This is a genomic window from Photobacterium angustum (assembly GCF_003026365.1).
GTDB classification, from domain to species: Bacteria; Pseudomonadota; Gammaproteobacteria; order Enterobacterales; family Vibrionaceae; genus Photobacterium; species Photobacterium angustum.
Genome location: NZ_PYOM01000011.1, coordinates 1 through 13211, shown reverse-complemented (window position 1 = coordinate 13211; position 13211 = coordinate 1). Strand labels below are relative to the sequence as shown.

The window sequence follows — 13211 nt, the reverse complement described above, 5'->3', positions numbered from 1 at the left end:
ACGTCTTCGTATACGAATTTGGTGGAGCTGGCGGGATTTGAACCCGCGTCCAAAACCAGTCTAACCAATGGCGCTACATGCTTAGTCAGTCTTTAATCTCGTAAGTGCACTGCGAACTGACACGCTATGCAAATACATACCAGAATTCTATTTCGCGGTTCATCTCTCTAGTCAAAGATTCCCTCGCTATCTCGTTTGGGTTTGAACCCCTGTTATTCCCCGTCTTACAAGCGGAAGCTAGGGCAGGAGCGCTCTTAGCAGGGTATTAAGCTGCTAGTGCGTAGTTTTCGTCGTTTGCGACTATTTTTTTGCGGCTTTTTTACGAGGCCAACCGCACCTCGGCATGCTCCACAAGCCTTCGTGATCCTGTCGAATCCTAAATCAGCCCCAGAGTTCGAACGATGTTAGCAGATTCTTTCAGTCGGTCAATACTTATATGTACTTCCGAGTATCAACCGTCTGATTAGTAATCAATTGCTAATGCATTGTTGCAATTGGTGCTTTAGCGGTTACTACTTTTAAGTATACGTGCTTTATCTCGTTGCCAGTCTTTTGATTTACTATCTGCACGTTTGTCGTGAAGTTTTTTACCACGCGCAGTACCGATCTTTATCTTCACGAAAGATGCCTTCCAGTACATATTGAGCGCCACAATGGTTTCACCATCACGGTTTACAGCACCAGCTAACTTATCGATTTCACGACGATTAAGCAGTAGCTTACGTACACGTGTAGGGTCGGCAACTACGTGTGTTGAAGCTGCATTTAATGGTGTAATGGTCAAGCCTGAGATAAATGCTTCACCATTACGTAAGAAAACATAACTTTCAGTCATGTTTACTTTACCGTCACGGATAGCCTTAACTTCCCACCCTTGTAGTTGCATGCCTGCTTCGTATTCGTCATTAATTGCAAATTCAAAGCGAGCCGTTTTATTTTTGGCAATAGTGTTACTGCCTGGCTTTTTGTTTGGTTTTTTAGCCATGATGACCTCTTAAAGTCGGTGTTGCTGTCCCAAATATGCACAAATAATGCTGTATTTGGTCGAATAAGCTATTGAACTTAACATAATTAATCTTTCAAACAATAGTAATTTTGGAAGAATGAAAACTAATGATATTATATGGCCATCTATTTTAGCTTCTAGATACAGGCTTTATAGAGAAATTTGTTCTTTGAAGGAGATTCTATGGCGCAAATTAGCCGCTCTGCACTTGTTCCATTTAGTGCTCAACAAATGTTTGAATTAGTGAATGATGTAGAGTCATATCCAACATTCCTACCAGGCTGTTCTGGAAGTAAAATTATTGAATCTTCTCAAGAACATATGATGGCATCTGTCGATGTAGCAAAAGCCGGTATTCGTAAAACATTTGTTACGCATAATAAATTAGTCGATTTTAATCAAATTGATATGCAGTTGGTGGATGGCCCATTCCGAAAGCTTGTTGGTGGATGGACGTTTACAGAATTAGATTCAACAGCATGTAAAATTGAGTTTAATCTGGAATTTGAATTTACTAGTAGTTTGATAGATGCGGCTTTTGGCAAAATTTTCCGCGATTTAACTGGTAGTATGGTTCAGGCTTTTACTCAGCGAGCAAAAGAAGTTTATGCATTCTGATCAACCATTAATCCATGTTGAGGTTGTTTACGCATTACCCAATATGCAGCGCGTATTAAAATTAGCAGTTGTTGCTGATACGCCCATTCAAGAAATAATCGAACAATCTGGCATTTTAGCCATGTATCCTGATATTGACTTAAAGAAGAATAAAGTTGGGATTTATAGCCGAAATGTGAAGCTAGATGGCACGGCAAGAGAAGGGGATAGAATTGAAATTTATCGTCCACTGGTTGCTGATCCCCGTGAGATCCGCCGTAAGCGTGCAGAGCAGGCTAAAATAGAAGCTGATAAAAATAAATAAACCTTAAAATAGCGGTTTATTAGATATAAAAAAGCTCGCATCAGCGAGCTTTTTTGTTATGTGTATACCAAGGTTATTAATTCATAGGATCCATGAAATTAGCGCCTTGTTTGAAGTCTCCTTTCATACTAACAAGCTGGGCTTGTGGGTTGAAAGTTAAGAACAGATTCTTCTGGATCGGCTTATCATGGCCGTTCTTTTCGTAGAAGATATAGTTCCATCTGTCTGGGTAACTTGGGTCTACCAACATAGGTGTGCCCAGAACATATTGAACTTGCGCTTTTGTCATACCGACACGAAGCATATCAACGCTTTTTTGTTCTACGTAGTTGCCTTGGTCTATATCAGGGTGATAGACCAAACGTTCAGCGACTGAACAGCCACTAAGTAAGCCTAACGCTAGGGTTAGGGCTGCAATGTTTTTCCAAGTCATAACATCCTGGCTTTTTAGCTTTAACTGCTGCGATGATAAACAAGGTCTATGCAGAAGTAAAAAGCGGTAAAGAAAAAAAGTAAATAATTTTGATATTCGACTACTACTTCTCGTAATAGTTGCATCCGTGTCTTAGTTTATTTCATAACCGCTAAATAAGCGAAACATAATCAAGCTGCAATGAGTAACTCTTTTGCATTGGCTAATGTTCGTTCAGTAATTTCGCTGCCACCGAGTAGACGCGCTAATTCTGCAATACGATCCTCTTCTGTTAGCGGGCGCATATTCGTTTCTGTCTGCCCTTCCGAGGTTTTTTTCGCCACAAACATTTGTTGATGACCACAACCTGCGACTTGCGGTAAGTGTGTGACACACATTACTTGGGTTGATTCACCTAAGGTTCTTAGCATTTTTCCGACAATCGCAGCGGTTGGTCCACTGATACCCACATCGACTTCATCGAAAATTAGACTTGGTGTTTCTACTTTTTGCGCTGTGATCACTTGAATTGCGAGCGATATACGTGAAAGCTCACCACCTGATGCGACTTTACCTAGCGGCTGTAAAGGCTGACCTGGGTTGGTTGAAACTAAAAAGCTAATACTGTCATAACCAATAGGACTTAGCATACGTTCAGGATCGCTGGCGATATTAATAGAGAACTTACCGTGCTCCATACTAAGCGTATGCATACTTTCTGAGATCTTTTGATCTAGCTCTTTAGCATAACGTTGGCGACTTTTGCTTAGCTTTTCGGCAGCAAGAAGGCACTTTTGGCGTAATGCTTCTACATTTTCTGCCATTTCTTCTAAACGTTCATCACTACAATCAAGATTGTCTAATTCTTTAAGTAGATCTTGATGCTTTTGGTATAACTCGTTTGGCATTACGTAGTGTTTACGCGCCATCGACATGATTTTAGCTAAGCGCTCTTCTAAATAGATCAAGCGATGTGGATCCATATCTAAGTTATCAAGATAGCTGCGGAGCTCTTGGCTTGCTTCTTGAACTTGAATAATGGCTTCTTCAAGCATTTGCGGGATCACATTCAGGTTATTGTCATATTCACCTAAATTACACACTTGTTGAGATGCCATTTGCAGCAGTTGCAGAGCGTTACCATCATCATTGTCATAAAGCATTGATAATGCCGTTTGGCTTGCACCTGCTAATTCACCACTATTTGATAAGCGTTTGTGCTCTTCTTCAATCTCGTTGAACTCTTCTTCACCGAGTGCGAGTTCATCTAGTTCTTTTACTTGATATTGTAATAGCTGTTTTTGTGCTTCGTTTTCTTCGCGGCTTTGGGTTAAGCGCTTTAATTCATTATGCGCTTGACGCCAGCGTTGATAAGTTTCACGGGTTTTATCAAGTAACGAATGATGGCCTGCATATTGATCTAGCATGTGTTGCTGATATTCAGGACGCATTAATTGCTGGTGGGCATGTTGTCCGTGAATGTTGATCAGCAATTGCCCTAATGCCTTTTGCTGTGAAGCAGGGACTGGGCTGCCATTAATAAAGCCACGAGAGCGACCTTCTTTGGTGATCACACGACGTAAGATACATTCTTCGCCATCCATTAAATCGTTATCTTCTAGCCAACGTCGAGCGGCTTGGTTATTAGCCAATAAAAAAGCGGCAGATATTTCTGCTTTATCTTCATTAGGACGAACCATAGTCGCTTCTGCACGATCACCAAGGCATAAGCCAAGTGCATCGATAGCGATGGATTTACCTGCGCCCGTTTCACCTGTAATAGTGGTCATACCGGGTTTGAGTTCAAATTGAAGCGTTTTAACAATGGCAAAATTAGAGATAGTCATGTGTGCCAGCATGTGTTCACCTGTTTAAATCAACACCTGTTTTTAAATACAGTATATACTGTATCTATAACCAGTAAAGTGCTGAGTAAGAAAATATGCTGAAAAATTTGATTTAAGTTAAGTTTATGAAATGCAGATAGAAATAAAGCCAGTACGTGACTGGCTTTATGAAAGTTTTTATTCTGATAGAAGGTGATTGAGGATCAGAAAAGGCGGCTTGACCAACCTAGCTTTCCTCTTAGCACGTTGTAGTAACTGTAATCTTTAGGATGGATGAGCTGTAATCTGTCTTTACTTTGGTAAATGAGGATTTCATCACCAGGGCTAACTGGTAAAGAGACTTGCCCATCACAGCTGACTTCAAGCGTACTACCATTATTAGGTGAAACCAGCAGCTTAATACAGCGATCGCCGTCAACCACTAATGGGCGGCAAGAAAGCGTATGCGGGAACATTGGCACGAGAGCAATGGCATTCAAACTTGGTGACAAGATTGGACCACCGCCTGATAATGAATAAGCAGTAGAGCCTGTTGGTGTCGCAATTATTAACCCATCAGAACGCTGTGAGAAAGCAAAGCAATCATCAATGTAAACTTCAAACTCGATCATATGAGCGATTTTATCTGGGTGAAGTACGGCTTCATTTAATGCGGCATTTCGACTTTTTACTTGCCCATGACGGTGCACTTCTGCTTCAAGCAAAAAGCGATCTTCTTTTCTAAACTCGCCTTTGAGTACACGACTAAGCGGCTCTTCAAAATTATCAGGATCAAGATCGGTCAGAAAACCAAGGTTACCGCGGTTAACACCAATGACGGAAATATCAAAACGAGAGAGAACACGTGCTGCGCCCAGCATATTACCGTCACCACCTACAACAATAGCAAGGTCGGCTTTTTCACCTAGTGTGAGCAAATCACAAAAACACTGTTCAGGGATCTCAAGATCATCAGAAAGACGGTGATCGAGTAATACGGTGTAGTTTTGTGCCACTAACCATTGATATAGGCTCATGTGAGTCTGTAATGCATCTGGGTTGCGTGGTTTACCTATTAACGCAATGGTGTCAAAAATTCGCGTCATCTCTTTGTTCCAACATCTAATAGTGAGGGCAGTATAGCCTTAGAAAAAATAACTTGTCGCTGTTTGTTATCAATATTGGGTTGAATCATTGAACTTCATCCCCATAATATGCCCAAGACTGTTGAAAAGTAGTGGCGTAGAATAGCCTACTACTGATTATACATACCCAATTATCTTGGCGGAGAACCAACGCATGACTAACAAAAACCACAATGTACAGGATGAGCAGCTAAATGATGCAGTTGAAGCTGTTGAAGTAGAAGCTGTAGAGGGTGAGTTTGTTGAATCAGAACAAGAATTATACGAATCTCGTATTGCAGAGCTAGAAGCAGCGTTACTGTCGAGTGAAGCACAAGCTAATGAAGCTAAAGATGCGGCACTACGTGCACGCGCAGAAGGCGAAAATGTACGTCGTCGTTCAGAGCAAGAAATTGATAAAGCACGTAAGTACGCATTAAACAAATTTGCAGAAGAATTATTACCTGTTATTGATAACCTTGAGCGCGCACTTGAGATGGCAGACAAGACTGATGAATCATCAAAAGCGATGATGGAAGGTGTTGAGCTAACGTTAAAAACAATGACAGACACCGTTGCTAAATTCGGTTTAACGCAAATCAACCCACAAGGTGAAGCGTTTAACCCTGAATTCCACCAAGCGATGGCAATTCAAGAAAGTACTGATTTTGCGCCAAACACTGTAATGATGGTGATGCAAAAAGGTTATGAGCTAAATGGCCGTGTGATCCGTCCTGCAATGGTGATGGTATCTAAAGCTGCGGCAGGTAACGTAAATACTCAAGCGTAATACCGTTTATCGGCTAGAGTATAAAAGCCCACTTCGGTGGGTTTTTTTATTTTTTTTGAAAATATTTTTGTTTTGCCCTTGAAAAGCATTCTGGCGGCCTTATTTAGTAGTCATAAGACATTAAACATATTTGTCACGGGTAAAGCCCGAACCGCTAACTTTAGAATCCGTTCTAAGTGTAGCAAGTAAATATAACGAATTTCGGAGATAGTCTGATGGGTAAAATCATTGGTATTGACTTAGGTACTACAAACTCTTGTGTAGCAGTACTTGACGGCGACAAACCACGTGTAATCGAAAACGCAGAAGGCGAGCGTACAACAGCATCAATTGTTGCCTACACTCAAGATGGTGAAACGCTAGTTGGTCAACCAGCAAAACGTCAGGCAGTAACAAACCCTGAAAACACATTATTCGCAATCAAGCGTCTAATCGGTCGTCGTTTTGAAGACGAAGAAGTTCAGCGTGATATCGAAATCATGCCTTACAAAATTGTTAAGGCTGATAACGGTGATGCATGGGTAGAAGCAAAAGGCCAAAAAATGGCTGCTCCTCAAGTATCTGCTGAAATTCTTAAGAAAATGAAGAAAACAGCTGAAGATTACCTTGGTGAACCAGTTACTGGCGCAGTAATCACAGTTCCTGCTTACTTCAACGATGCACAGCGTCAAGCAACAAAAGATGCTGGCCGTATCGCAGGTTTAGATGTTAAACGTATCATTAACGAACCAACAGCTGCTGCATTAGCTTACGGCTTAGACAAGCAAGGTGGTGATCGCACTATCGCTGTTTACGACCTTGGTGGTGGTACATTTGATATTTCAATCATCGAGATCGATGAAGTTGAAGGTGAGAAAACATTTGAAGTTCTAGCAACTAACGGTGACACACACCTAGGTGGTGAAGACTTCGATACTCGTCTAATCAACTACTTAGTAGAAGAATTCAAGAAAGAGCAAGGTATCGATCTTAAGAACGATCCTCTTGCAATGCAGCGTCTAAAAGAAGCAGCAGAAAAAGCGAAAATCGAACTATCATCTGCACAACAAACTGATGTAAACCTACCTTACATCACAGCAGATGCAACTGGTCCTAAGCACATGAACATCAAAGTGACTCGTGCAAAACTAGAATCTCTAGTTGAAGACCTAGTTCAACGCTCTCTAGACCCACTAAAAGTTGCGCTAGCTGATGCTGACCTAACTGTTGGTGACATCACTGATGTTATCCTTGTTGGTGGTCAAACTCGTATGCCTATGGTTCAAGCTAAAGTAACTGAGTTCTTTGGTAAAGAGCCACGTAAAGACGTTAACCCTGATGAAGCGGTTGCTGTAGGTGCTGCTGTTCAAGGCGGCGTACTTGCTGGTGATGTTAAAGACGTTCTACTTCTAGACGTTACTCCACTATCTCTTGGTATTGAAACCATGGGTGGCGTGATGACTAAGCTTATCGAGAAGAACACAACTATCCCAACAAAAGCGAACCAAGTGTTCTCTACTGCTGAAGATAACCAAAGCGCGGTAACTATCCACGTAATCCAAGGTGAGCGTAAGCAAGCAAGCTTCAATAAGTCTCTAGGTCAATTCAACCTAGAAGGCATTCAGCCTGCACCTCGTGGTATGCCACAAATCGAAGTAACATTCGACCTTGATGCTGATGGTATCCTAAACGTATCTGCAAAAGATAAGACTACGGGTAAAGAGCAGAAGATCACTATCCAAGCGTCTGGTGGTCTAAGCGATGCTGATATCGAGAAAATGGTTCAAGAAGCTGAAGCTAACAAAGAAAACGACAAAAAGTTTGAAGAGTTAGTAACTGCTCGTAACCAAGCTGACCAGCTAATTCACGGTACTCGTAAGCAAATCGAAGAAGCGGGTGACGCACTTCCTGCTGATGAGAAAACAAAAATCGAAGCTGCTGTTGCTGAACTAGAAGAAGCACGTAAAGGCGAAGATAAAGAAGCAATTGATGCGAAAGTTCAAGCTGTAGTTGCTGCTTCTCAAAAGCTAATGGAAATCGCTCAACAGAAAGCACAAGCTCAACAAGCTGATGGCGCTGGTGAGCAACAAGCTAAGCAAGACGACGACGTTGTTGATGCTGAGTTTGAAGAAGTTAAAGACAACAAATAAGAACGTTATTAATATCTATTAATTAACATCTTATTTAAATTACGGGCGTTTGAGGTTACTCTAACGCCCGTAACTATATCTAGCCAGGTGACAATCAAGTTATGTCTAAACGTGATTTATATGAAGTGCTAGGCGTAGCCCGTGACGCAGGTGAGCGTGACATTAAAAAGGCTTATAAGCGCTTAGCAATGAAGTTCCACCCCGACCGTAACCAGGGTGACGACGAGTCAGCAGAGAAATTCAAAGAAGTTAAATATGCTTATGAAATTCTAACTGATGGCCAAAAACGCGCAGCTTACGATCAGTACGGCCATGCAGCCTTTGAACAAGGTGGAATGGGCGGCGGTGGCGGCGGCTTCGGCGGCGGTGCAGACTTTAGCGACATCTTTGGTGATGTGTTCGGCGATATCTTTGGTGGTGGCGGTGGTCGTCGTCAACAACGCGCACAGCGTGGCTCAGATCTTCGTTACAACATGGAACTGACGTTAGAAGAAGCTGTTCGCGGTTGTTCAAAAGAAATCCGTGTACCTACCTTAGTAGGTTGTGACTCTTGTGATGGTTCTGGTGCAAAAAAAGGTTCATCAGCAACAACATGTGGTACTTGTCACGGTGCTGGCCAAGTACAAATGCGTCAAGGTTTCTTTGCGGTTCAGCAAACTTGTCCACACTGTCATGGTCGTGGTCAAATCATCAAAGATCCATGTAATAAATGTCATGGCGAAGGCCGTGTAGAAGAAACCAAAACGTTATCAGTTAAAATTCCTGCAGGTGTTGATACTGGCGACCGTATTCGTCTTACTGGCGAAGGGGAAGCGGGTGAATTTGGCGCTCCAGCAGGTGACTTGTACGTACAAGTACATGTAAAAGAACACAACATTTTCCAACGTGATGGCAATAACCTACATTGTGAAGTACCTGTAAGCTTTACAATGGCGGCATTAGGTGGGGAAGTTGAAGTTCCGACCCTTGATGGTCGTGTAAGCTTAAAAGTACCAGCCGAAATGCAAACGGGTCGTATGTTCCGTATGCGTGGAAAAGGTGTTGATTCTGTTCGTGGCGGTATGACGGGCGATCTTATTTGTAAGTTAGTGGTGGAAACGCCTGTTAACTTAAGCTCACGCCAAAAAGAATTGCTTCAAGAGCTTGAAGAAACGTTTGGTGGCAAAGCTGCAAGTAAGCATAAACCAAAATCGGAAGGTTTCTTCAAAGGTGTGAAGAAGTTTTTTGATGATTTAACGAACTAAAAGTAGTTAAACTCTGAATTTTAAAAGCCGACGTGATGTCGGCTTTTTTGTATCCATTAATTTTACCGACTTACCAACAAGAAGCAGGAGTACCTGTACCATTTTGATTCAGGGTTAAATTGCCACACTCATCTTGATTCTGCCCTTTATCTGACTTTGCTGTAGCCGTGATTGTATAAGAGCCTGTGGCACTCGATATACTAAATGCGTAACGATTACTGTCTGTATCGCAAATGGTGCAATTACTACCACTAATAACTGGCGAATTGTAGTTACTATTTTGGGTGAAATGCTCTTCGAGATTGAGCTGTACTTTTATCATATCTCCCATTGCTTGCGTTCTATGTCCTTTCAAAACATAAGATTGGTAAGAAGGGTAGGCTATCGCTGTCAGTACACCAATAATCGCAATGACGATTAACATCTCGATCAGAGTCACGCCTTTTTGTTTAGTCATCATCCTTAATCTCTTTATTTTACGAGTTCTATCGATATCTGATTTTTATCTTATCCTTGCTATTTTGCGTTGATGTTAATCTATGAATCAAGGTGCTCTTAAGGATCGAGAGCCGTATTAAAAGGGATTTGAGGAATGGCTCGCGAAAAGACTTCCTATTTTCATTACATACATCGGCATGATAGACGACAGCAAGGATTTACCTTGTTGGAGTTGGTGATCGCAGTCTCTGTAATGAGTGTCCTTCTGGCAATGGCAGCGCCCAGTTTTAGCCAATTAATTGAAACCAATAAGATTAAGCGATTAGCAACAGAAGTTGAGTGGTTTTTAGTTCAAGCGAAATCGGAAGCAGTGATGAGAGGTCGTAATGTATATATCCACAAAGTTACTTCTCCTGCTCCCCAATGGTGTTTATTTTCATCACTTAGTGCTGCTATTGGTAGTAGTGATTGTTCTAATCCCCCTAATAATTTATTAGGTTTAGTCGCAAGTTCTAATTTTGAATTAGCAACATTAGATTCATCTTCAACTTTAACTAATTTTTATTTTGATCCTATTTATGGAAAACCTGAATCTGCAGCAATTGGCGGTAATTATATATATTCTTTAGGAGATTATACTTTTAAAACCGTTTTATATAGTCCAACAGGGAGAATATATAGTTGCATCATAGCACCTACGACGTCAGGTAAGGTGGGTATTTATGAACAATGCTAAAGGTTTTAGTTTAATTGAATTATTAATATCATCAGCGGTTGGGTTATTAGCTATAGGAATTGTAGGCTCTGTCTTTTTATCTGGACATAATGCTGCGAATAAACGTTCTTTAGAACTGATGTTACAGCAAGATGTGAATGATGCTTTACGTTCTATCAAAGAAGATGTGTTAAGGGCGGGTTATGTATCAGGTGGTTCATCGAGCTTAAAAATCTCAGGTGCAAGTGAAACAGTATATATAAATCCATCAAATAATTGTCTTGCTTATACATATCAAGATAAAACAGGCACACAGAAATACTATTCAATTTATTATAAAGATGAAAATAAAATTGTTTATAAAGAATTAAGCTCCGCTATTGATACAACAACAGCATGTTCTGTTAGTTATGCTAACTCACTTATTTATGAAAAGATTATAAAAGTCATAGATTTTAATATTAGTAGTAAAGTTGTAAGTTCGTCCTCTGCAACTAGTCAATATATTACAATGACACTTAAGGCTGAAGTGAAAAATAATACGTTAATAAATACTGAAAAATTCACAAACGTTAAAGTTAGGAATTGGCAATGAGCAATAAATATCAGCAGTCAGGAATGACTACATTATTAATTACAAGCTTATTGTTAATTGTCGCCTTATTGTTTTCATTAGCATCATATAAGAATTTATTTTATCAAATAAAGCGTACACAAAATGAAGTATTAGCAAGACAGGCTCATTGGGCTACAGAAGGTGGCCTAGATTGCGGATTTTCTTATATTAAAGAACTTGGTAGTATCTCAGCAGCAAAAGCTTCATTTAGTAATTGTGAATTATTATTAAATTTAAGTGATGTTGATATTTACCCAAATAATTATATAAGTAGTGTTTATTTACAATCGGCTAAAAAAGAAATTAAAAAGAAAATACGTTTTTTGCCTGAGTCTTATGGAGCAATACAAACAAGATCTGATTTGAAACTTTTAGGTGGGATAGTTATTGCTCCTGATGTAATAGGTCATATAGAGGATAATTATTATCAGTGTACAAGTGTTAGATATTCTAGCCGAGTATATGTTTTCGGATCTGTGGTAACTAACCCTCCAGGAGGTTCTTTACCTAATGTTACATATTCATACCCTAATGTCGTAACTGGAGGGCTATGTGCTGATGGTTATAATACTGTATCAGGGGGAGGGTTTGATACAGATATAACACCACCTGATTTTTATGGGCCAGTTGAAAATGATTTTGAGTATGATCAATTTTTAGATCCATTTGAAAGTTTTTTTAATAAAAAACGCAGTGAAAAGGCATTATTAAAATCTGAGTTTGAAGTAATTACCGGCTCTATAGCCGGTTCAACTGATAATAATAGATGTGCAAAAAAAATTAATGAAGCTTTTATAATATCAAATAAAGTTTGGGTGATTGGTGATTGTGATTTACATGGTGATTTATTAGGTGCATCACCAACGATAGTTAATCAAGCAAAAATATTGGTCTTTGAAAATGGAATTGTTGGGACATCTGGCTCTGGTTCTTATAACGGCGCGGTTTATCATTTAATTGATGAACCAAATTTCTATAATAATAGTTTAATTCCAAAATGGGAGGCCATGTCTAGTTCTGATGATTATGATCATCTACTAGATACTAATTCAGTTTTCTTTGCAAACGGTGCTTTTGTTCCGACAGGAGGTATTATTTTCGACACTCCTGGTGGAGTTACAACGTATAACGTTGGACTAAATCTTACATATAATCGTAGTTTTAACCCTTATGCTCCAAAATACAAAGTTCAATGGCTAAAAGGATCTTGGCATGACTTCTAATGTGAGATTGGTGAAAGGTTTTAGCCTACTAGAAGTCGTCATTTCACTTGCTGTACTTTCAGTTGGAGTATTAGGTCTTGTTAAAATGCAGGCTTATATGGAGGTGAAGTCTGAAAATGCATTGAAAACGTTAGATGCGCTGTATATAGCTGAGTCACAAATGGAGCGTTATTACTCTAGACATTCAGAAGTTATAGTCAGTGGAGATATACAAATGCAAAAAGTTAATTTCTTGAGTATGGCTGACTCCACTTATTGCATAGATTCAGTGGCTATAAGTAAAGGTTATTCTCTTACTTGTAACGTATCTGATCCCATCACGGCGCTATCTGGCGCATTAAGAACAATTGATGTCACAGTGAGTTGGGCTGATCGCCGTGGTATATCTCAAGCGGTTTCTCTTAAAACAGCGCTTTCTAAATACAGTGAATTTGATTGAGCAGCCTAAATTTTTGTCAAAAAATACTTTTAAAAGTCGTTTTGAATAAAAAATATTCAAACGATTTTTTTTTATCAAAAAAATATTGTCAGCAAATAAAATCTCCCTATAATGCCACCTCACTGACACGGAGCAAGCCACTGGCTAGCAACGAAATCAGTATTGTTCTTTAACAATTTGACCATGCAATCTGTGTGGGCACTCGTTGAAAAGTTAAGTCGAAAGATTTATCAATGATACTAGTGACCAATACAAATAACTTCGGTTATTTGGCACAGTCAATTCAAATATCCTAACTAGCTTCTAGTTAGCGGTATTTTAACAGTA

The 13211-nt window shown here is 39.9% G+C and carries 14 protein-coding genes and 1 other RNA gene; 9 read left to right on the top strand and 6 right to left on the bottom strand.

What is annotated here, in order from left to right:
• Positions 1 to 19: 19 nt before the first annotated feature.
• Together ssrA and smpB are read right to left on the bottom strand one after the other, a co-directional pair.
• Positions 20 to 389: a transfer-messenger RNA gene (ssrA, locus tag CTN01_RS12525) on the bottom strand.
• A 113-nt stretch (positions 390 to 502) separates the two neighbouring features.
• Positions 503 to 985, bottom strand: coding sequence for an SsrA-binding protein SmpB (gene smpB, locus CTN01_RS12520; protein WP_005369474.1), 483 nt, complete (start codon positions 983 to 985; stop codon positions 503 to 505).
• Positions 986 to 1189: 204 nt separating this feature from the next.
• Here smpB and CTN01_RS12515 point away from each other — a divergent pair, with 204 nt between their 5' ends.
• Together CTN01_RS12515 and CTN01_RS12510 are read left to right on the top strand one after the other, a co-directional pair.
• Positions 1190 to 1624: an SRPBCC family protein gene (locus CTN01_RS12515; protein WP_005369472.1), complete on the top strand. Its 435-nt coding sequence runs from the start codon at positions 1190 to 1192 to the stop codon at positions 1622 to 1624.
• A complete protein-coding gene (locus CTN01_RS12510) occupies positions 1614 to 1928 on the top strand; it encodes an RnfH family protein (protein WP_045149182.1) in 315 nt (104 codons plus the stop codon). The genes CTN01_RS12515 and CTN01_RS12510 overlap by 11 nt, the downstream gene beginning before the upstream one ends.
• 76 nt (positions 1929 to 2004) lie before the next feature.
• Here the strand turns inward: CTN01_RS12510 and bamE are convergent, their stop codons facing one another.
• The 3 genes from bamE to nadK all read right to left on the bottom strand — a co-directional run bounded on the left by bamE (position 2005) and on the right by nadK (position 5272).
• The gene (gene bamE, locus CTN01_RS12505) at positions 2005 to 2361 is read right to left on the bottom strand and encodes an outer membrane protein assembly factor BamE (RefSeq protein ID WP_045149183.1); all 357 of its coding nucleotides are present in this window, start codon (positions 2359 to 2361) and stop codon (positions 2005 to 2007) included.
• Positions 2362 to 2531: 170 nt separating this feature from the next.
• Positions 2532 to 4199: a DNA repair protein RecN gene (recN, locus tag CTN01_RS12500; RefSeq protein WP_045149184.1), complete on the bottom strand. Its 1668-nt coding sequence runs from the start codon at positions 4197 to 4199 to the stop codon at positions 2532 to 2534.
• 191 nt (positions 4200 to 4390) lie between these two features.
• Complete coding sequence (nadK, locus tag CTN01_RS12495) at positions 4391 to 5272, bottom strand: NAD(+) kinase (RefSeq protein WP_045149185.1); 882 nt, start codon at positions 5270 to 5272, stop codon at positions 4391 to 4393.
• Positions 5273 to 5465: 193 nt separating this feature from the next.
• On the opposite strand from nadK, the gene grpE reads away from it, so the two are divergent.
• From grpE to dnaJ, 3 genes are all read left to right on the top strand, one after another.
• Entirely contained in the window at positions 5466 to 6080 is a 615-nt protein-coding gene (gene grpE, locus CTN01_RS12490; RefSeq protein WP_005369462.1) for a nucleotide exchange factor GrpE, read from the top strand.
• A gap of 215 nt (positions 6081 to 6295) precedes the next feature.
• Positions 6296 to 8209, top strand: coding sequence for a molecular chaperone DnaK (gene dnaK / locus CTN01_RS12485; RefSeq protein WP_045083789.1), 1914 nt, complete (start codon positions 6296 to 6298; stop codon positions 8207 to 8209).
• 101 nt (positions 8210 to 8310) lie between these two features.
• Positions 8311 to 9453 (top strand): molecular chaperone DnaJ, encoded by a 1143-nt coding sequence (gene dnaJ, locus CTN01_RS12480; RefSeq protein ID WP_005369459.1) that lies wholly within the window; start codon positions 8311 to 8313, stop codon positions 9451 to 9453.
• Positions 9454 to 9523: 70 nt separating this feature from the next.
• On the opposite strand, the gene CTN01_RS12475 is transcribed toward dnaJ, so the two are convergent.
• Positions 9524 to 9913, bottom strand: a complete 390-nt coding sequence (locus CTN01_RS12475) for a type IV pilin protein (protein ID WP_045128399.1) — start codon at positions 9911 to 9913, stop codon at positions 9524 to 9526.
• A gap of 132 nt (positions 9914 to 10045) precedes the next feature.
• Here CTN01_RS12475 and CTN01_RS12470 point away from each other — a divergent pair, with 132 nt between their 5' ends.
• From CTN01_RS12470 to CTN01_RS12455, 4 genes are read left to right on the top strand one after another with little or no spacing between them, the layout of a single operon-like run.
• Positions 10046 to 10627 carry a GspH/FimT family pseudopilin gene (locus tag CTN01_RS12470; RefSeq protein WP_080896207.1) on the top strand — a complete coding sequence of 194 codons (582 nt, stop codon included), beginning with the start codon at positions 10046 to 10048 and terminating at the stop codon, positions 10625 to 10627.
• Positions 10614 to 11201: a PilW family protein gene (locus CTN01_RS12465; RefSeq protein WP_045149187.1), complete on the top strand. Its 588-nt coding sequence runs from the start codon at positions 10614 to 10616 to the stop codon at positions 11199 to 11201. Before CTN01_RS12470 ends, CTN01_RS12465 begins: the two co-directional genes overlap by 14 nt.
• Positions 11198 to 12445 (top strand): hypothetical protein, encoded by a 1248-nt coding sequence (locus tag CTN01_RS12460; protein WP_045149188.1) that lies wholly within the window; start codon positions 11198 to 11200, stop codon positions 12443 to 12445. Before CTN01_RS12465 ends, CTN01_RS12460 begins: the two co-directional genes overlap by 4 nt.
• Complete coding sequence (locus tag CTN01_RS12455; RefSeq protein WP_045149189.1) at positions 12435 to 12884, top strand: type IV pilus modification PilV family protein; 450 nt, start codon at positions 12435 to 12437, stop codon at positions 12882 to 12884. Before CTN01_RS12460 ends, CTN01_RS12455 begins: the two co-directional genes overlap by 11 nt.
• Positions 12885 to 13211 lie beyond the last annotated feature (327 nt).